The organism is Micromonospora sp. URMC 107 (assembly GCF_051386315.1).
Lineage (GTDB): Bacteria > Actinomycetota > Actinomycetes > Mycobacteriales > Micromonosporaceae > Micromonospora.
In genome coordinates this window covers 1-16,763 of record NZ_JBPQTK010000129.1, presented here as the reverse complement: position 1 = coordinate 16,763, position 16,763 = coordinate 1, and the positions used below count along the sequence as shown (strand labels likewise).

Here is a 16,763-nt window from a genome sequence, read left to right as displayed (position 1 = left end):
GGGTTTTCGTGGGGGCGCGGCGGTTCTAGAGTGGGGGCGGCGACCGTGGCGGTCGCCGGTGACCGGCGGGAGGCGCAACCCGGCCGGTTCAGGTGCGCTCGCGCACCCACCGGTGCTCCGCCGTGGCCCGTCGCGCACCGGCCCCGGCCGGTCACCCTCGCCCCGGTCACGCACCCACGGAATCCCCATCACCACAAGGGGAGAAGCACCATGGCGCGACCCATCACGCTCTTCACCGGCCAGTGGGCCGACCTTCCGTTCGACGAGGTCTGCCGGCTCGCCGCCGAGTGGGGCTACGACGGGCTGGAGATCGCCTGCTGGGGCGACCACTTCGAGGTCGACAAGGCGCTCGCGGACGACTCGTACGTCGAGCGGAAGCGGGAGACCCTGGCGAAGCACAACCTGGACGTCTTCGCGATCTCCAACCACCTGGTCGGCCAGGCCGTCTGCGACCACCCGATCGACGAGCGGCACCAGGGCATCCTGCCCGCCCGGATCTGGGGCGACGGCGAACCCGAGGGGGTACGCCGCCGCGCCGCCGAGGAGATCAAGGACACCGCCCGGGCAGCGGCGAAGCTGGGGGTGGACACCGTCGTCGGCTTCACCGGCTCGTCGATCTGGCACACGCTGGCGATGTTCCCGCCGGTGCCGCCGTCGATGATCGAGCGCGGCTACCAGGACTTCGCCGACCGGTGGAACCCGATCCTCGACGTCTTCGACGAGACAGGGGTGCGCTTCGCCCACGAGGTGCACCCGAGCGAGATCGCGTACGACTACTGGACGACGAAGCGGACGCTGGAGGCGGTCGGGCACCGGCCCGCGTTCGGGCTGAACTGGGATCCGTCGCACTTCGTCTGGCAGGAGCTGGACCCGGTGAACTTCATCTTCGACTTCGCGGACCGGATCTACCACGTCGACTGCAAGGACGCGAAGGTGCGCACCGGGGACGGGCGACGGGGCCGGCTCGCCTCGCACCTGCCGTGGGCGGACATGCGGCGGGGCTGGGACTTCGTCTCCACGGGCCACGGCGACGTGCCCTGGGAGGACTGCTTCCGGGCGCTGAACGCGATCGGCTACGCCGGCCCGATCTCGATCGAGTGGGAGGACGCCGGGATGGACCGCCTCGTCGGTGCCCCGGAGGCGTTGCAGTTCGTCCGCCGGCTCGCCTTCGATGCCCCGGCCGCGGCCTTCGACGCCGCGTTCACCAGCAAGGACTGACCGACCCGGGGCGCACCCGAGCCGGCCGGCGTCGGGGCACGCACACTAGCGGGCCGGTCGTCCGAAGGCGACCGGCCCGCTCGAAGGTGCGATCAGAGGGTGCTGCCGTTGGTGCCCGAGCTGGACGGCTTGCTACGGGGCGTGGCGGTGGCCGACGTCGACCCGGGGGTCGAGGTCGAGCTCGACGACCCGGTGGAGCTCTTCGCCCCGACCGTGGCCGGCGTGCCGGCGAACGCGTCGTCGGCGGCGGTCAGCTCCTGCTTCTGGCCGTTGCTGCCCAGCTTCTCGCCCAGCTTCGACTGGCCGAGCTTGTCCTTGCCCTCGCTGTAGAGGCGGGTCGCCTGGGCCTGCGCGACACCGGCCGCCTCCTGGACGGTCGGGTGGTCGAGCACCTTGCGGCCCCGGATCACCAGCTCCTCGTACTTTTCCCGACCGGCACGGGCGCCCAGGACGAATCCCGCAGCCAGCCCGCCAAGGAACATCATCTTTCCGCGCATGGCGGCTCCTTCCGTACCTGACGCGCCGTCGTCCGGCGGTTACCCCGCCGGAGGCGACCAAATCGCGCCTGCCTTCTCTGTCCGCAGCTAACTACCCATCCTGCTCTCCGCTCATGCCTCCTTGTGCCGTGATGACGATTTGTCTGGGTTTATTGTCGTGTGGCGCGGGCACCGGTCCCGGGGGTAACCCCCTGGACCAACACCCCCGGGAATCCTGTACTCTTGTCTCCGTCGCACGGCGCAGCGAGATCGGCGCCGCACGACGCAACGGTCCCCCGTAGCTCAATTGGCAGAGCAGCCGGCTGTTAACCGGCAGGTTTTTGGTTCGAGTCCAAACGGGGGAGCTTCCACACCAGACGCCCGTCGGTCACCCCGGCGGGCGTTCGCCGTTTCTGCCGCCGGTGCCGTTCCTGCCGCCGGTGCCGGGTGCTCGTCGGCCGCCCGTTCCCGTCGTGCCGGCGGGCCGGACCGCCGGCGACCGCGCCCGGCTGGCCCGGACGACCCGTTTCCCCCACCTCGGGCCCGCTCGCCCGGCAGGATGGTCGCTGTCGACCGGTACTCCCGCTGCGTCGATTGGCACGTCGATCCATGGGGTGGGGCGGATGCCCGGGAGAGGTGGCCACGGCAGGATCACGCTCGTCGCCGTGGCGGTCGTGGTGGCGTGGCTGGCCGTCGCCCTCGGCATCGACCACAACATCTTCCCGATGAGCCGCGTCCGCGAGGAGTCCGTCAGGCGGGGCATCCGGGCCGGCGTGCTGACCGGGCTCGCCGTCACCGGCGGCGTGATCACCTCTGCCGGGATCGTGCTCGCCGCGACCTTCTCCGCGCTGGCCGTACTGCCGCCGGTGGTGCTGGTCGAGCTGGGCGTCGCGGTCGCGGTCGGGGTGCTGCTCGACACCGTCGTCGTCCGCTCGCTGCTGGTGCCCGCGCTGGCGTACGACATCGGGCCGAGGATCTGGTGGCCGGGCCGGCTGTCCCGGACGAACGGAGAGCGGGAGGCGCACGATGCTCGCTGAGACCGACGTGGTCGTGGTCGGCGGCGGCCTGGCCGGGCTGGCCGCGGCCCGGCGGCTGCACCGCGCGGGCGTGCCGTGGCGGCTGCTGGAGGCCGGCGGCCGGCTCGGCGGCCGGGTCGCCACCGACGCGGTCGACGGCTACCTGCTGGACCGGGGCTTCCAGGTGCTCAACACCGCCTACCCCCGGGTGGGCGCCCTGGTCGACGTCGACCGGCTGCGCCTCGGACACTTCACCTCCGGCGTGCTGGTGCGCAGGGGTGAGCGGCTGACGCGCCTGGTGAACCCCCTGCGCGAACCCACCGGCGCGCCCGGTACCGCGCTGGCCAACGTCGGCTCGCTGCTCGACCGGCTGCGCTTCGCCGCGCTCGTCACCGGCTGCGCCATCCTGCCCAAGGGACGGCTGCTCGCCACCCCGGAGACCACCACCGAGACCGCGCTGCGCCACGCCGGCCTCTCCGACGCGATCATCGAGGAGTTGCTGCGGCCGTTCCTGTCGGGCGTCCTCGTCGACCGGGAACTGGAGACCTCCAGCCACGTGCTGGCGATGGTGCTGCGCTCCTTCGCCCGGGGCCGGATCGGCCTGCCCGCCGAGGGGATGGCCGCGCTGCCCCGCGCCGTCGCCGACCCGCTCCCGGCGGAGCTGATCGACCTGGACACCCCGGTCGCCGAGGTGGCGCCCGGCCGGGTCCGCACCCAGGCCGGCGACCTCCGCTGCCGCGCCGTCGTGGTCGCCGTGGACCCGCCCGCGGCGACCACGCTCCTGCCGGGCCTGCCGGCGGTACGCACGCACAGCTACACGACCTACTACCACGGCACCCAGGAGCCGCCGCTGAATGAGCCGATCCTGCTCGTCGACGGCGACCGGCGGGAGGTCGTCGCCAACACGGTGGTGGTCAGCCGGGCCGCGCCCACGTACGCGCCGGCCGGGTGGCACCTGGTCGCCACCTCGGTGGTCGGCCCGTCGGCCCCGCCCGAGCCGATGGTGCGGGCGGAACTCACCCGCCTCTACGGCCGGTCCACGACGGAGTGGACCCACCTCAGCACCGTGTCCATCCCCGACGCGCTGCCCGCGGCGCCCCCGCCGCAGGGGCGGTTGCGCAAGCCGGTGGCGCTGGGGGAGGGCCTCTTCGTGGCCGGGGACCACCGCGACAGCCCCTCCATCCAGGGCGCCCTGGCCAGCGGCTGGCGCGCCGCCGGGGCCGTCCTGACGGAGCTGCGTACCGGCTGAACGGAGGGTCACGCCCCGTTGATGATCACTTATGCTCCTCGCCATGCCCGCACCCCTTCCGCCGCCCGACTTCGACGCCGCGGCGGCGTACCCCCAGGTCGGTCAGGTGCGCGCGGCCCTCGCGGCGCGCGACTGGCCGGCCCTGCGCGCGCTCGTCGACGGGCAGGACCCGCACGGCCGGACCTTCCTCGTCGGCGAGGCCGGCGAGGCCGAAGGCATCGAGGAGTTCCTCCGGGGAGTGCTGGCCCAGCGGCCCGACGACGCGCTCGCCGGGACCCTGCTCGGGTCGCACCTGATCCGGGCCGGCTGGCGGATCCGTTCGTCCTACCGGGCCCAGCACGTCAGCCGGGAGCAGTTCGCCCAGTTCCACGCCCACCTGCGGCGCGCCGAGCAGGTGCTGATCGACGTCACCGCCCGGCACCCGGACGACGCGGCGGCGTGGACGCAGCGGATCACCAACGCGCGGGGTCTCGAGCTCGGCCAGGCCGAGGCCCGCCGCCGCTACGACCAGCTCGCCAAGCACCACCCCCACCACCTGCCGGCCCAGGCGTCGCTGCTGCAGCAGTTCTGCCCCAAGTGGAGCGGAACCTGGGAGCGGGCACACGGCTTCGCCCGGGAGTGCGCCGACGCCGCCCCGCCCGGCGCGCCGAACGCGGTGCTGGTGGTCGAGGCCCACCTGGAGGAGGCGCTGGACCACGACAACCTGCGCGAGGCGAGCGCCCACCTGCGCGGCTCGCACGTGCGGGGCGAGATCCACCAGGCGGCGCAGCGGTCGATCTGGCACCCCGAGTTCCGTGACGGCTGGGGCTGGGTCTGGGTACGCAGCGTCTTCGCGATGGCCTTCTGCCTCCTGGAGGAGTACCCGGCGGCGGCGCAGCAGTTCGCGGCGATGGGGCCGCTCGGCGACGAGGCGATGTTCGGCTACATCGACGGCGACTCGGCCAAGCAGTTCCAGCGGTTCCGCGACAAGGCGTACGCGAAGGGCGGGCGGGCATGATCCAGGAACTGGACGTGGACGGGGTGCCCACGCTGCTGGCCCCCACCGGCGGGCCGATGCGCGCCGGGCTGACCTTCCGGGTCGGCACCGCCGACGAGACGCTCGCCCGCAGCGGCATCACCCACCTGCTGGAACACCTCGCGCTGGCCCCCCTCGGGCTGGCCGACTACCACGTCAACGGCGCCACCGCGCCGGTGTTCACCACGTTCCACATGCAGGGCTCCGCGCAGGACATCGCCACCTTCCTCACCTCCGTCTGCGCCAACCTGACCGAGCTGCCGACCGGCCGGCTGGACGTGGAGAAGGAGATCCTGCGCACCGAGCACAGCAGCCGGGGCGCGGCCGCCGTCGACGACATCCCGCTGTGGCGGCACGGCGCCCGCGACTTCGGCATCACCAGCTACCCGGAGTGGGGGCTGTCCGCGCTCACCGCCGACGACCTGCGGCAGTGGGCGGCCCGCTGGTTCACCCGGGAGAACGCGGTGCTCTGGATCGCCGGGAAGGCCGTGCCCGCCGGCCTGCGCCTGGCGCTGCCCGCAGGCGTACGGCAGCCGGTGCCGGCGGCGTCGTCGGCGCTGCCGCAGACCCCCGCGTACTTCGTCGGCGGCTCGCGGGCGGTGGTGCTGGACGCCGTCGTGCGGCGCCGGACCGCGGCGAGCGTCTTCGCCGGGGTGCTGGAGCGTGAGCTGTACCGGGCGCTGCGCCAGGACGGCGGGCTCTCCTACCAGACCACCGCCGGCTACGAGCCGCGCGGCGACGGCCACGCGACGCTGCGGGCGCTGGCCGACGCGCTGCCGGAGAAGCAGGACGCCGTGCTCGGCGGCTTCGTCGACACGCTCGCCAAGCTGCGCGTCGGCCGGATCGAACAGGCCGACCTCGACGCCGTCGTGGCGAAGCGGGAGGACTTCCTCGGCACCGCCGAGGTGGACGCGGCGCGGCTGCCGTCGTACGCCTTCAACGTGCTCACCGGGGAGCGCAACCTCACGGTCGACGAGCACCGGGCCGAGTTGAAGGCCGTCAGCACCGACGACGTGCACGAGGTGGCCCGGGAGGCGCTGGCCGGCGCGCTGCTGATGGTGCCCGAGGGGCACCGGGCCGACTGGGCCGGCTTCGCCGCGGCGCCCACCCGCTCGGCCGACACGGTCGCCGGCACCGCCTACCGGGAGAAGGAGGGCGACGGCGAGCTGCACGTCGGCGTGGACGGCGTGAGCTGGCTCGGCCACGGCGGCCCGCTCACCGTGCGGTACGCCGAATGCGCCCTGATGCTCGTCTGGCCCGACGGCGCCCGCCAGCTCATCGGCGACGACGCCATCTCCATGCGCATCGAACCGACCATGTTCGACCTGCACCCCGGCGCGATCAGGGTGATCGACTCCCAGGTGCCGGCCGACCGGCAGGTCGCCATGCCGGCCCGCGACCCGGACCGCATCCCGCAGCCACGGGCCGCTGGCGGCGCCGAACGGCGGGAGCCGGTGAAGCGTTCCTGGTGGGAGATCCCGCTGATGGTCGTCAGCGGTCTCGCCGCGCTGGTGATCGGCGGGGGGACCTTCCTGCTGACCCTCGGCATGTTCATCACCGAGACCGCCGAGAGCGACGAGGGCTGGCTGTGGGGCGTCATCGCGGTGGGGTGGCTGCTCACTGTTATCCTCGCGTTGCCCATCGTGCTGCTACGCCGACGACGCCGATGAGCGACGGCGCCGTTTCGTGCTGGCCGGTGATCCACCGGGCGGGATAGGATCCGGCGCGGTATTGGGGCGGTAGCTCAGCCGGTTAGAGCAGGGGACTCATAATCCCTCGGTCGCGGGTTCGAGTCCCGCCCGCCCCACCATCCGTTTTCCCTGCTCAGCGATGCTGCCGACGACCCGGACCGACCGCATCGAGGTCCGGACCGACGCCCGCAGTCCGCACTGAGTCCGCAGCAGCACGACCCGCCGCCCGGTCGAGGCGGTCCGCCACCTGGTCCAGGTCGTCCTCGAAGAGGTCCGCGTACACGTCCAGCGTCATGGCCGCCGAGGCGTGCCCGAGCATCCGCTGCACCGCCTTCACGTTGGCGCCCTCGGCTACGGCGAGACTGGCCGCCGTGTGCCGCAGCTCGTGCGGCGTCAGGCCAGTGAGGCCGATCGACTCCGCAGCGCGGTCGAACACGCGGCGACGGAAGTTGTTGTTGCGCAGCACCCCGCCGGCCGGGGACGTGAACACCAGCTCGTCACCGGAACGGCCGGCGATCTGCGCGGCGATCGGCTCGACCAGGAACCGGGGGAGCGGCACCGACCGGCGTTGGTGCGTCTTCGGCGTGCCGAACACCGCCCGCCCGTTGACCTCGGTCACCGACTCCGCCACCAGCAGCCGACGCTTCACCAGGTCCACCCGCCGGACCCGAAGCGCGGCCAGCTCGCCCCACCGCAGCCCCGTGTAGGCCAGCACCCGAATGATCAGCCCGTGCGGCTCTGCCGCCGACGCCAGCTCGCCCACTTGGCCGTGCGTCAGGAACACCTTGTCCGCGCGCCCGACGCGGGGGAGGCGCACACCGGCCGCGACGTTGCGAGTCAACCGACCATCCCGAACCGCCAGCGCCAGCAGCAGCGAGAACACCCGGTGGGCTTGCCGAACGGTGGACGGCGCAAGACCGGCCTGCGTCATGCGGCGCACCCACTCGCCAACGTCCGCGTGCGTGACTGCCGAAAGCGGTACGCGTTCCCACACCGGGAGCACCTGCCGCCGCAGGAGACTGCCGTACCGCTGGCGGGTCGACGGCTTGAGCTGCACTTGATTGGCGAACCACCGGGCAGCCCAGTCGCCAACGGTGACCCGCGAGAGAGCCGGATCGACCCACTCACCGCGGGCAAGTGCCGTCTTCATCGAGGCGTGCCACCGGTCAGCGTCGACCTTGCGGTCAAAGTGCCGAGCGTGCTCCTTGCCGGCAGCATCCCTGTACCTGGCACGCCACTTCCCGTTTGGGCGCTTGACCACGCTCATCGGTCTGCCGCCTCTTCCAGCCACGCCCGCACGTCGGCCGGGTTGTACCGCAGGTGACGGCCAACCCGGGACGCCTTCGGCCCGATCCTGCGGTACCGCCACTGGTAGAGGGTGCTCACCGGGATGCCGAGGAAGGTCGACACGTCCTCAGCCGTCCACAGCGGTTCGATGGTCCGGGTCTTCATGCTGCTCCCTCCTGAGCCGTGGCGGTTGCCGAAACATCGGGTGGTGCCTGGTTACGTCTGGCGGTGTCGAGTTGGACGCGCCATTGGATGCGTTCGGAGATGGCGCGTAGGACCCGGTGGCCGAGGGGCGCAACGTCGGGGTCGGTTGGTCGGGCGAGTTCCCAGGCGTGGCGTTGTTCGCTGCCGGCCGGGGCGGTGTCGGCGTCGGTGGTGACGCCGAGGAGGGCTTTGACCCAGTCGCGGCGGTCGGCCCGGTGATCGGTCAGCGTCTTGCCGGACCACTGTCGGGAGATGAGGACGCGTCGACCGCCGATGCCGAGGGTGTCCCGCTTGTGGACCTTGTTCTTGCAGTTGCCCGGCCGCAGCCCTTGCTTGGCTTTCTTCGGCTGGACGCCGTAGAGCAGCCAGTTGGCGCACCGCTCGGAACAGGGCGTGTGCCGCAGTTCCTGCCAGAGCCGTTCTAGGTGCGCCCGCTGCCGGCCGGTGGTGATCTGGTGGCAGTCGGCGGCTTGCTTGGTCAGGTACTTGGTGATGTAGCCGACGCACCGGTCGGCGTCCTTGGTGCCGGCGAGGACACCTTTGGCGTCGACCTGCACACCGAACCGCACGACGTGCACGGGTTCGGCGTCGGGGTCGGCGTCGAGCAGGTCCAGGGCGTCATCCCACGACGGCAGAAGTTCCCCGCTGTCCGGGTCGGCGTACCCGCCCGCGTCGGCATCCCACTGCGGTGCCTGCCCCAGTTGATAGACCCGGACGTCGACCGAGGGCCACCACACCTGGTGGTAGGTGGCGGCGGCGACCTGCCGCACCAGCGCCCGGGGGATGGTGCCCCGGATGGCGAAGTGCGCGTGTGGGGCGAGGCGGCGTTGTGGTTCGACGGCTCCGGCGTATTGGACGTTCCAGCCGACCGCGCGGCGCAGGTTCTGCCAGAACCGGTCGAGCAGACGGGGGAAGTGCACCGCGTCCCACGCGGCCCGTCGGTAGTCGTAGGCGTCCGGGTTGACCGGGGTGCCGTCGGAGTGGACGCGGCCGTAGGAGCCGAGCGTGAGGGTGAGGAACATCGACGGCCGGAACATCATCCCCGCCCGACCCTCATAAGTCCGCCCTACGGTCCGGTTCTCCACCGGCAGGCGGGGCAGGTCCGGGGCGTCCTGCCGCCGCTTGGTCGACCGGACCCGACGCTTGCCGTCGCCGTCCTCCTGGTCCTCGCCGTGGGGCGGGGCGGGCCGGCCCCGGAGTCCTTCGGTGGTGATCTGGCCTTCCAGCTCCGCGATCGCGTCGTCCAGGTCGGTCACCTGGTCCCACTGCGAGGCGCGGGCGGCTTCGTCGCGGGCGAATTCCAGGTGGGCGCGGGCGACGATCAGGCCGCGTTGCGCGTCGGTAGCCGGCTCGGGTCCGGGGTCGGGTTCGTCGGTACGGTGCCAGCCCTCGCGGATCTGCTGCTGCCGCAGCCGCCGAGCTCGCTTGGCGCAGGCGGGGCACTTCGCCTCTTGAGTGGCGCCGCACGGCATGTCGATGACCTCGGTCCGGCCCGAGTCCAGGTCGGTGCGGCGCAGGGAGACGGGTCGGGTGCAGACGCCGTAGTCGGCGGCGAGGTCTTTGACGACGTCGACGGAGCGGGGCATGAGCATCCGGGCGGCCCGGGAGCCCGGCCTCGGCTCCCCCACGAGGGCAGGGGCAGCGAGGCCGGGCAGCGGGGTGACGGTCATTGGCCCACCCCCACGGCGGGGGGCAAATCACGGACCCGCAGAGCGGGGCGGGGGTCGGCAGTGGCGTGGTCATCCCGCAGCGGGTCGAAGGCGACCACGCTGGCCCGAGTGGTCTTGGCCCGATACATGGCCGCATCAGCGTCGGCCAGGGCAGCAGCCAGGCCGGACGGGCTGGCCGGAGCGAGGCCGATGCTCGCGGTCACCGACACCGCGATGCCGGAGGGCAGCCGGACCGGGGCTGCGATGGCGGCGGCGAGTTGGCGGGCAGCCGCAGCCGGGTTGGGGTCGAGCAGGAGGGCGGCGAACTCGTCCCCACCGAGCCGGGCCGTGATGCCGTGGACCGACCGCAGGCGTTGCGCGACGGCGGTGAGGACCAGGTCTCCGGCGGCATGGCCGTGGGTGTCGTTGACGGGCTTGAAGCCGTCCAGGTCGACCACGGCGACCCATGGCCGCAGCGGGGCGAGCTGCTCCCACCCGGCGGCGAGGCCGGCGCGGTTTGCGAGGCCGGTGAGCGGGTCGCGGAGGGTGGCACGTTGCAGGGCGGCCAGCTCGTAGCGGGCGACGTAGAGGCAGTAGCGGTGCCAGACGAACAGGGCGAGGCCAGCGACGAGGAACAGGCCGGAGAACAGGTGGTCGGTCATCGGGTCACCTCTCCGATCAGCGGGACGCCGTTGCGGCGGGTGAACGCGGCCGGCGACACCGGAGCCAGTGGAGCGACAGGTGCCGGGGCGACCAGGGCGGGACGGGGCGGGTCGACCGGGACCATGGCGACCGGTTCTGGCGCAGCGGCGGGCGGAGTCGGCTCAACCGCAGCAGCGGGCGGCGTGACCGGTCGGGCGAGCGGAGCCGTGGCCGGCGGTGCAGGCGCCGCAGCCGGGGCGGGTTCCTCGGCCGGTACGGGAACCGGGGCAGTGGCGAGGACGAGCTTGGACAGCCCCATGAACGCCAGCGCGGGCACGGCGGACAGCAGCCACCCGGACAGGCCAGGCTTGGCGACGGCGAGCTGGGCGGCGAGGGACAGGGCGACGGCGGCGACGAGCAGGAACATCGGGTACCGGATCGAGTCACCGGCGCGGCGTCGGCGGCGGATGGTCAGCAGGGCGGCGACCGGGACGAGTTCGGAGATGACGGCGTTGGCCCAGCCGAACCACTCGCCCGTGCCGGTGGGGCTGTTGTCGAGGGTCCAGTCCTTGACGTGGGTGAACGATGCGGCGCCCGCGAAGCCGGCGACGAGCAGGAGGATGACGACCAGGACCAGGCCCTCGACCCGGTCGGCGCGGGTGGCGGTCGGGTGGGGCTTCATGCGGCACCTTCCAGGATCTCGCCGTCGATCACGCGCAGCCGGCCGTAGGTCTGGGCCATGTCGCGGATCTCGTCATCAGTCAGGTAGGAGAACCGGACGCGCATCGGGGTCGGGTCACCGTCGATGACCACGAACCCGACGCCGGGCAGGGACTGCGGGATGCGGTCACACAACGCCCCGCGGTCCCGCATCCCCTCACCGAGCACGAGATCGACCTGGGCCGCTTCCGCGAGCCGAAGGCCGATGCGGGTGGGGAAGAGGTCGCGGAACGGCAGCACCTCCTTGCGGGGGTCCTGGATGGCGGCGACGACGTGCACGCCGACCGCGCGGCCCTGCGACAGCAGGATCGACAGGGCGGCCTTGATCCGGTCTTTGAGCTGCCGGTCGGTGAGGTAGGCGGTCAGGTTGGCCAGCTCATCGATGACCAGGACGATCAGGGGCTCATCCGGCGTCGGCGTGTGCTGGCGGGTCCGGCCGTACAGCTTGGCGGCCCGCTCCTTCGCGACCGTGGCGGCCTCCTCGATCAGCTCGCACATGGCCGTGTAGTCCTTGCGGGCGAAGCGGGTGAACATCGGCGCGCCCATGCCCAACTCCATGCCGCCCTTGGGGTCCAGGCCCCAGATCTGGACGAGGCCGGAGGTGACCCCGGCGGCCAGGGAGCGGACCACGGACCAGATGACCGAGCCCTTCCCGGAACCGGTGGCGCCCACGACGAGGACCTGTGTGCCGAACAGGCGTAGGTCGTAGCCGTCGCCGTCTTCCTGCCGACCGACGGGCAGGGCGGTGAACTCCGGGACCGCTGGCACTGGGACCGGGCGGACGAGTTTGGCGAGGGGGTCACCGCGGAACAGGTGCAGCAGCACCACATCCGGACGCGGGCCGGGTGCGGCTTTGACCTGGCGGACGCCGAAGGTGTGGGCGAGGCGTTCTGCCACCTTGGCGAAGTCGTCGGGGATCTGCCCGGTCACCATCCGCACCGTCACCACATCGACGCCCGAGGAGCAGCGGACCCGACGCAGCACCGGCAGGACCGTGTGCGAGTCGAAGGAGACGGCCAGCTTCGCGGTCACCATCGCGGCGTGCCAGTTACGGCGGTAGACCATCCGGCGGTAGCGGGACAGAACCGGCCACCACCCGAACCGCAGCCACGACGCCCGATGCGCCAACGCCCACACCGTCGACACGAGGGCGACAGCAGCCACCACGACGGCGGGACCGAGCCACCCGAACCGGAGGTACAGCCAGGCGAAGAACGCGGCCGGGGCGGTGACGTACCAGAAGCGGATGAGGACCAGGACCAGGCGGCCGAGAGCCTTGGCGGTCCACCAGGACAGGGCCAGCCACATCGGGATGCGCACGAAGGGGGTACGGACGTTGATCGGAGCGGAGTCGATCCGGTCGCCCCGGATCACGTTGACCAGCGGCATCCCTCAGCCCTCCCCGCCCGTGGCGGCGGCGGTGAACAGGGAGCCCTGCCCCGGCGCACCGGCACGGCGGATCACCCGGCGGCGCACCGGCATCCGGGCCGGCATCAACGCGGCCAGGTCCACCGGCCCGGACTCCGGGGCGGGGACGTGGCGGGTCATGGTCGGCAGCCACCGGCCCCGACCGAGCACCGCGCGCAGGTCGACGCGGTCGGACACGTGCGGGGCGATCAGGTCCGGGTCGAGGTGACGCAGCTTCATCACCGTCCGCGCCAGGGCGGCAGCGGCGGCGGAGATCTCGACCAGGGCGGCGACGCGGACGGCGTCGGAGGGAACGGTGGTGTAGACCTCGCGGACGGCCCGGATACCGGGGCCGGCGAGGCGCATCACGGTCCGACGGTGGGTCGTGCGGCGGAGGCCGGGGCGCGGATTCCCGACGATGCGGGCAGCGTCAGCTAGCGTGGGCATCAGCCCAACTCCTTCCAGGGAGAACGGGTTAGTGCGCGGGGCGGGAGTCGTCTTGGCCGAGGAAGCCCGCCCCGCGCGTCGAGATATGGTCAGGCCGCCTGCTTCACGGCGGCGGGTTCGGTCATGGCGCCCGCGCGGATCGACCACGCCTGACGCGCCCGGCACTTCCCCGAGCCCTTGCACCGCTGCGAGTCGACATACGGCGTGAGGGTCACGTTGGTGAACTCCACCGCCGGCGGATAGCCCGGGATCTTCGACGCCGGCGGCACCGGCTGCACCGGGGCGGCGATCTTCACCTTCACTTCCTTCGACCCGCCGAACTTCCCGGCCTCCGGGTCCAGGTCCAGCACCTTGACCACCCACAGCCGCTCGCCCGTGTCCTTGTCACGCGCCTGGTCGTCGCCCTGGCCGCGCTTGTCGAAGTCCGTCACCGGCTCCACCCCGAGGCACAGCGCCCCGTGCGGGAAGACGTACTCGAACGGAACCGGAACCTTGATCGAATTCGGGACAGCCATCTCGGCACTCCTTGATGTCGCCGCCGGCCCTCTGCCGGTCTTGGCGGGTCCGAAGACCTATAGAGGACTGTAGGTGCTTCCGACGCAGTCATCAAGACCTCTATAGGACCGATGTTGCCGAGAGGTGGAGGATGCATCGGCGCTACCGTGGTCAAGAGGGGTAGACCTCCATAGGACCGGCCCAGGATGGGGCAGACATGACCGACGACCTCGGTGCCAAGGCACCCAAGTACTTGCAGATCGCGGCCCAGCTACGCAGGGAAGTCCGCGAGGGCAAGTTCAAGCCGGACAACCGGCTTCCCGCTGAGACAGCTCTCGCAGAGCGCTTCCGAGTCAGCCCGATCACTCTCCGGAACGCCATCGGGGTACTCCGGGCCGAAGGACTGATCGAGTCCCGTCACGGCGTCGGCACGTTCGTGCGTGAAAGCCGCCGGCTGCACCGTCGATCCCGAGACCGCTACGGGCGAGCGCGCAAGGATCAGCGGCTGCTCACCGCGCACCTTCGGCACGAGATCGTCTTTGCCGGGCGCACCCCGGTGCCCGCGCACATCGCCGAAGTCATCGGCATCGAGCCAGGCACGGAGATCGTGGTTCGCCGTCGCAACCTTTACGACCGGGAGACGGGCAAGCCGGAGGAGATCGGGGCGAGCTACATCCCCGCCGAGATCGCCGCCGGTACCTACCTAGAGGAACCCACGGTGGTCCCGAAGGGACTGTTCCTTTGCGTGGAAGACCTCAGCGGCAAGCGCTACACGACGGCGCGAGACCAGTGGGTGGCCCGCCTTCCCACCGCCGATGAAGCAGCAGCCCTCGCCCTGCCCATGGGTGCCCCAGTCATGCACGTGATCCACACGGCCCGAGCCGAAGACGGCAGCATCCTCGAAGTATCGGAGTCGGTATGGCCAGCCGACCGAATCATGGTCATCGACGACTACCAGGTGGAACCAACGGCCACCGAGCCCGAAGCGCACTCCGAAGTCTGACAGGAGAAGTCGTGTCATTCGCAGACCTTGCACCCGGGCAACATGCCGACCATGTCCGTGACCACTGGTGGTGGCGGCCCGGATGGCGCGTCGGGCGCCGCTTCTACGCCTTCCACGTGACCTTCGAGAACCAACCCGAGCTGTACCGCCTGGTGGACTCGTACCGGTCCGCACTGGCCGCAGCCCCCACCGCAACGCTGATCCCGGACCAGTGGCTACACCTCACCATGCAGGGCATCGGCTTCACCGACGAAACCAGCGACGCGACACTGGCCGCCATCATCGAGGAGGCGGGCAAGCAGCTCGCGCAACTACCCGCGGTCGCTGTCGAGTTCGGGGAGATCGTTGTGGCTGACGAGGCCATCGTCATGCCCGCGCTACCTGCCGAGCCTGTCCAACGGCTACGAGCCGCTACCCGGACCGCCATCGGACACGTCGTCGGTGAGGACCAGGTCCCCGAGGACCCCAACCGATACCGGCCTCACGTAAGCGTCGCCTACCTGACTGCCGACGGCCCAGCCGAACCATACGTAAGGGCTGTGCAGTCAATTGCTCCTCAGCCCGTCCCCGTCACGATCAGGCACGTCGACCTGATTGAGATGCACCGTGACCAACGCATGTACGTGTGGCAGCGGGTCGCTCAACTCAAGCTCAGCTAGCTGCGATCGAATTAACGAGGATCTTGGCTGTCCGAAAATGAGGAGTGGTGATGGTTTCGAACTCGTCAGCCGGGAACAACCACGGCCAGGGCGACCATCCGCGAAATGGATATTCAGAAGTTCGCGCCCTTTTTAAACTTCAAGAAGAAATTCCAATTCCAAGTGGCACGACCTTCGATGTCACGGCAATTCTGGCAGACCCCTATGCGTTCCCAAACATCCTGCCCGGTCCTGAAACCGACGAGTCGCAAGCCCTGCCGCCTTCCCCAATCTGGCGACGAAGCGTCACTAGATTGCGCCTTGTCAAGAGGCCAACAATCGCGGGCGACCATAACCACCTAGACGCAGAAGACGTCGCAGTAGCTGCCTCACTATGGGGCCTCTCCTCGACCGCCCAACGGCAGATAAAAAAGCGCCTAAGGTCATCAGACCCGTCACCGGCGATCCGACACTACGCGGAAATCGTTGCGCGCTGGTCGGTAACCGTGGGTTGCACCGCATGTCGTGACATGGCCATCGAACGAACTATGCACTCGGCGACTCAAGCAATTGCCGCGCTTGCAGATGGACTTACCTACGCAATTCCATTCCCGTACGCACCGCTGGCAAGCCATGCCTTTAGAGATAGCCAGTTCGCATCGGTCAAGGAATTCGACCTGCAAGACAAGCTTCAGGAAGACCACGGGGTCTTCATTACCTCCGAATCTGACCCCCGGATCGAACTTGCGGCGAATCTACCGAGCTTGCATGTGCAAGCGTCTCATTTTGAGCTACTTACCACAATCCTAAACGCGCAAAACAAAAACCTAGAAATCAGCTCGTTCTACAGGTTTATGGCTGCGGCCTACCGGGCCCTTTACCTTGAGAGCAAGCCATCGTCGTGCATTCTCCTAGCCGCTCAAGCCTGCGAGTCCCTGTTCGACCTCGTCCTACTCCACCTGCTGTGGTGGGACCGAGAGCTTCCAGCAGACGCAGGCCAGCTACTCAGCGACGGTGTCGTCAAGCGGGTTCAATCTCACTACACCAGGATGGGCGGAACCTGGGACCTGGCCACTGCACCGGTCTTGATGGCATGGCGCAAGGCCGTGGCCGACAAGCGAAACCGAGTGGCACACGGAGGACAACAAGCGACTGCTGCGGAAGCCGTCGAGGCACTGACGGCCGCACGGAACGTATATGACTACTTTACGCACGTTGCTAACCAGGAAGCGGCCCGCAGTCGCTATCCGACGCTTTCGGGGATCCTCGACCTAAGGGTGATGAATTTCGGGACTCGCAAACAGCGAGAAGCGTTGAGCAGCTATTTGAGTGATGAAAAAAGAGCCCATTGGTCGTTCCGCTTCTATCGCGCGCTAGCAAACCGGGAGCGATGGAAAGCAAACGGCAACCCGATGCAGCCAAGCAAGGATCAGGCTCAACTGTGGGGAACTTTCCACGCGACGTCATCCGACATCGAGTGGTGGCTCTATGACTCAGAAACACACTTCGTGATCCAAGTGGAACGCCCCCAGTTCGATCCGGCCATCTTCGGGGAGTTGGCCGCCACGTATCGCAGAAAAATCCGCGCGGGACTGGAACAGGACTC

The 16,763-nt window shown here is 70.3% G+C and carries 17 protein-coding genes and 2 tRNA genes; 10 read left to right on the top strand and 9 right to left on the bottom strand.

The features are described 5' to 3' along the window. Positions 1-210: 210 nt before the first annotated feature. Positions 211-1,218, top strand: coding sequence for a sugar phosphate isomerase/epimerase family protein (locus ACSNN9_RS23455; protein WP_358089005.1), 1,008 nt, complete (start codon positions 211-213; stop codon positions 1,216-1,218). 92 nt (positions 1,219-1,310) lie between these two features. Here the strand turns inward: ACSNN9_RS23455 and ACSNN9_RS23450 are convergent, their stop codons facing one another. Continuing rightward, positions 1,311-1,715, bottom strand: coding sequence for a hypothetical protein (locus ACSNN9_RS23450; RefSeq protein WP_436675405.1), 405 nt, complete (start codon positions 1,713-1,715; stop codon positions 1,311-1,313). A gap of 271 nt (positions 1,716-1,986) precedes the next feature. On the opposite strand from ACSNN9_RS23450, the gene ACSNN9_RS23445 reads away from it, so the two are divergent. The 6 genes from ACSNN9_RS23445 (at position 1,987) to ACSNN9_RS23420 (ending at position 6,784) form a co-directional block, all read left to right on the top strand. After that, positions 1,987-2,059 (top strand) — tRNA-Asn (locus ACSNN9_RS23445). A 258-nt stretch (positions 2,060-2,317) separates the two neighbouring features. After that, complete coding sequence (locus ACSNN9_RS23440; protein WP_436675404.1) at positions 2,318-2,731, top strand: MMPL family transporter; 414 nt, start codon at positions 2,318-2,320, stop codon at positions 2,729-2,731. Further along, positions 2,721-3,959, top strand: a complete 1,239-nt coding sequence (locus ACSNN9_RS23435) for an NAD(P)/FAD-dependent oxidoreductase (RefSeq protein ID WP_436675403.1) — start codon at positions 2,721-2,723, stop codon at positions 3,957-3,959. The genes ACSNN9_RS23440 and ACSNN9_RS23435 overlap by 11 nt, the downstream gene beginning before the upstream one ends. Before the next feature lie 43 nt (positions 3,960-4,002). Further along, positions 4,003-4,956: a hypothetical protein gene (locus ACSNN9_RS23430; RefSeq protein ID WP_436675402.1), complete on the top strand. Its 954-nt coding sequence runs from the start codon at positions 4,003-4,005 to the stop codon at positions 4,954-4,956. Next, positions 4,953-6,644: a M16 family metallopeptidase gene (locus tag ACSNN9_RS23425; protein ID WP_436675401.1), complete on the top strand. Its 1,692-nt coding sequence runs from the start codon at positions 4,953-4,955 to the stop codon at positions 6,642-6,644. Before ACSNN9_RS23430 ends, ACSNN9_RS23425 begins: the two co-directional genes overlap by 4 nt. 63 nt (positions 6,645-6,707) lie before the next feature. After that, a tRNA-Ile gene (locus tag ACSNN9_RS23420) sits at positions 6,708-6,784 on the top strand. 14 nt (positions 6,785-6,798) lie between these two features. Here the strand turns inward: ACSNN9_RS23420 and ACSNN9_RS23415 are convergent. From ACSNN9_RS23415 to ACSNN9_RS23380, 8 genes are all read right to left on the bottom strand, one after another. Beyond that, positions 6,799-7,932 carry a tyrosine-type recombinase/integrase gene (locus tag ACSNN9_RS23415; protein ID WP_436675400.1) on the bottom strand — a complete coding sequence of 378 codons (1,134 nt, stop codon included), beginning with the start codon at positions 7,930-7,932 and terminating at the stop codon, positions 6,799-6,801. Then, a complete protein-coding gene (locus ACSNN9_RS23410) occupies positions 7,929-8,117 on the bottom strand; it encodes a helix-turn-helix domain-containing protein (RefSeq protein ID WP_436675399.1) in 189 nt (62 codons plus the stop codon). The genes ACSNN9_RS23415 and ACSNN9_RS23410 overlap by 4 nt, the downstream gene beginning before the upstream one ends. Next, complete coding sequence (locus ACSNN9_RS23405) at positions 8,114-9,826, bottom strand: replication initiator (RefSeq protein ID WP_436675398.1); 1,713 nt, start codon at positions 9,824-9,826, stop codon at positions 8,114-8,116. Before ACSNN9_RS23405 ends, ACSNN9_RS23410 begins: the two co-directional genes overlap by 4 nt. Further along, complete coding sequence (locus tag ACSNN9_RS23400; protein WP_436675397.1) at positions 9,823-10,467, bottom strand: GGDEF domain-containing protein; 645 nt, start codon at positions 10,465-10,467, stop codon at positions 9,823-9,825. The genes ACSNN9_RS23405 and ACSNN9_RS23400 overlap by 4 nt, the downstream gene beginning before the upstream one ends. Next, entirely contained in the window at positions 10,464-11,129 is a 666-nt protein-coding gene (locus ACSNN9_RS23395; protein WP_436675396.1) for a DUF2637 domain-containing protein, read from the bottom strand. The genes ACSNN9_RS23400 and ACSNN9_RS23395 overlap by 4 nt, the downstream gene beginning before the upstream one ends. Beyond that, complete coding sequence (locus tag ACSNN9_RS23390; RefSeq protein ID WP_436675395.1) at positions 11,126-12,556, bottom strand: FtsK/SpoIIIE domain-containing protein; 1,431 nt, start codon at positions 12,554-12,556, stop codon at positions 11,126-11,128. The genes ACSNN9_RS23395 and ACSNN9_RS23390 overlap by 4 nt, the downstream gene beginning before the upstream one ends. A gap of 3 nt (positions 12,557-12,559) precedes the next feature. After that, the gene (locus ACSNN9_RS23385) at positions 12,560-12,943 is read right to left on the bottom strand and encodes a hypothetical protein (protein ID WP_436675394.1); all 384 of its coding nucleotides are present in this window, start codon (positions 12,941-12,943) and stop codon (positions 12,560-12,562) included. A gap of 167 nt (positions 12,944-13,110) precedes the next feature. After that, a complete protein-coding gene (locus ACSNN9_RS23380) occupies positions 13,111-13,536 on the bottom strand; it encodes a hypothetical protein (protein WP_436675393.1) in 426 nt (141 codons plus the stop codon). A 197-nt stretch (positions 13,537-13,733) separates the two neighbouring features. Between ACSNN9_RS23380 and ACSNN9_RS23375 the strand changes: the two genes are divergently transcribed. From ACSNN9_RS23375 to ACSNN9_RS23365, 3 genes are all read left to right on the top strand, one after another. Further along, positions 13,734-14,519, top strand: coding sequence for a GntR family transcriptional regulator (locus ACSNN9_RS23375; protein WP_436675392.1), 786 nt, complete (start codon positions 13,734-13,736; stop codon positions 14,517-14,519). 11 nt (positions 14,520-14,530) lie between these two features. Next, positions 14,531-15,178, top strand: a complete 648-nt coding sequence (locus ACSNN9_RS23370) for a 2'-5' RNA ligase family protein (protein WP_436675391.1) — start codon at positions 14,531-14,533, stop codon at positions 15,176-15,178. Between the two features lie 50 nt (positions 15,179-15,228). Then, a partial coding sequence (locus ACSNN9_RS23365) for a hypothetical protein (protein WP_436675390.1) occupies positions 15,229-16,763 on the top strand: 1,535 nt, incomplete at its 3' end.

Excerpts from the sequence above, each read along its gene's own strand:
- ACSNN9_RS23455 (WP_358089005.1), top strand. The coding sequence starts at position 211 with ATGGCGCGACCCATCACGCTCTTCACCGGCCAGTGGGCCGACCTTCCG.
- ACSNN9_RS23450 (WP_436675405.1), bottom strand. The coding sequence starts at position 1,715 with ATGCGCGGAAAGATGATGTTCCTTGGCGGGCTGGCTGCGGGATTCGTC.
- ACSNN9_RS23440 (WP_436675404.1), top strand. The coding sequence starts at position 2,318 with ATGCCCGGGAGAGGTGGCCACGGCAGGATCACGCTCGTCGCCGTGGCG.
- ACSNN9_RS23435 (WP_436675403.1), top strand. The coding sequence starts at position 2,721 with ATGCTCGCTGAGACCGACGTGGTCGTGGTCGGCGGCGGCCTGGCCGGG.
- ACSNN9_RS23430 (WP_436675402.1), top strand. The coding sequence starts at position 4,003 with ATGCCCGCACCCCTTCCGCCGCCCGACTTCGACGCCGCGGCGGCGTAC.
- ACSNN9_RS23425 (WP_436675401.1), top strand. The coding sequence starts at position 4,953 with ATGATCCAGGAACTGGACGTGGACGGGGTGCCCACGCTGCTGGCCCCC.
- ACSNN9_RS23415 (WP_436675400.1), bottom strand. The coding sequence starts at position 7,932 with ATGAGCGTGGTCAAGCGCCCAAACGGGAAGTGGCGTGCCAGGTACAGG.
- ACSNN9_RS23410 (WP_436675399.1), bottom strand. The coding sequence starts at position 8,117 with ATGAAGACCCGGACCATCGAACCGCTGTGGACGGCTGAGGACGTGTCG.
- ACSNN9_RS23405 (WP_436675398.1), bottom strand. The coding sequence starts at position 9,826 with ATGACCGTCACCCCGCTGCCCGGCCTCGCTGCCCCTGCCCTCGTGGGG.
- ACSNN9_RS23400 (WP_436675397.1), bottom strand. The coding sequence starts at position 10,467 with ATGACCGACCACCTGTTCTCCGGCCTGTTCCTCGTCGCTGGCCTCGCC.
- ACSNN9_RS23395 (WP_436675396.1), bottom strand. The coding sequence starts at position 11,129 with ATGAAGCCCCACCCGACCGCCACCCGCGCCGACCGGGTCGAGGGCCTG.
- ACSNN9_RS23390 (WP_436675395.1), bottom strand. The coding sequence starts at position 12,556 with ATGCCGCTGGTCAACGTGATCCGGGGCGACCGGATCGACTCCGCTCCG.
- ACSNN9_RS23380 (WP_436675393.1), bottom strand. The coding sequence starts at position 13,536 with ATGGCTGTCCCGAATTCGATCAAGGTTCCGGTTCCGTTCGAGTACGTC.
- ACSNN9_RS23375 (WP_436675392.1), top strand. The coding sequence starts at position 13,734 with ATGACCGACGACCTCGGTGCCAAGGCACCCAAGTACTTGCAGATCGCG.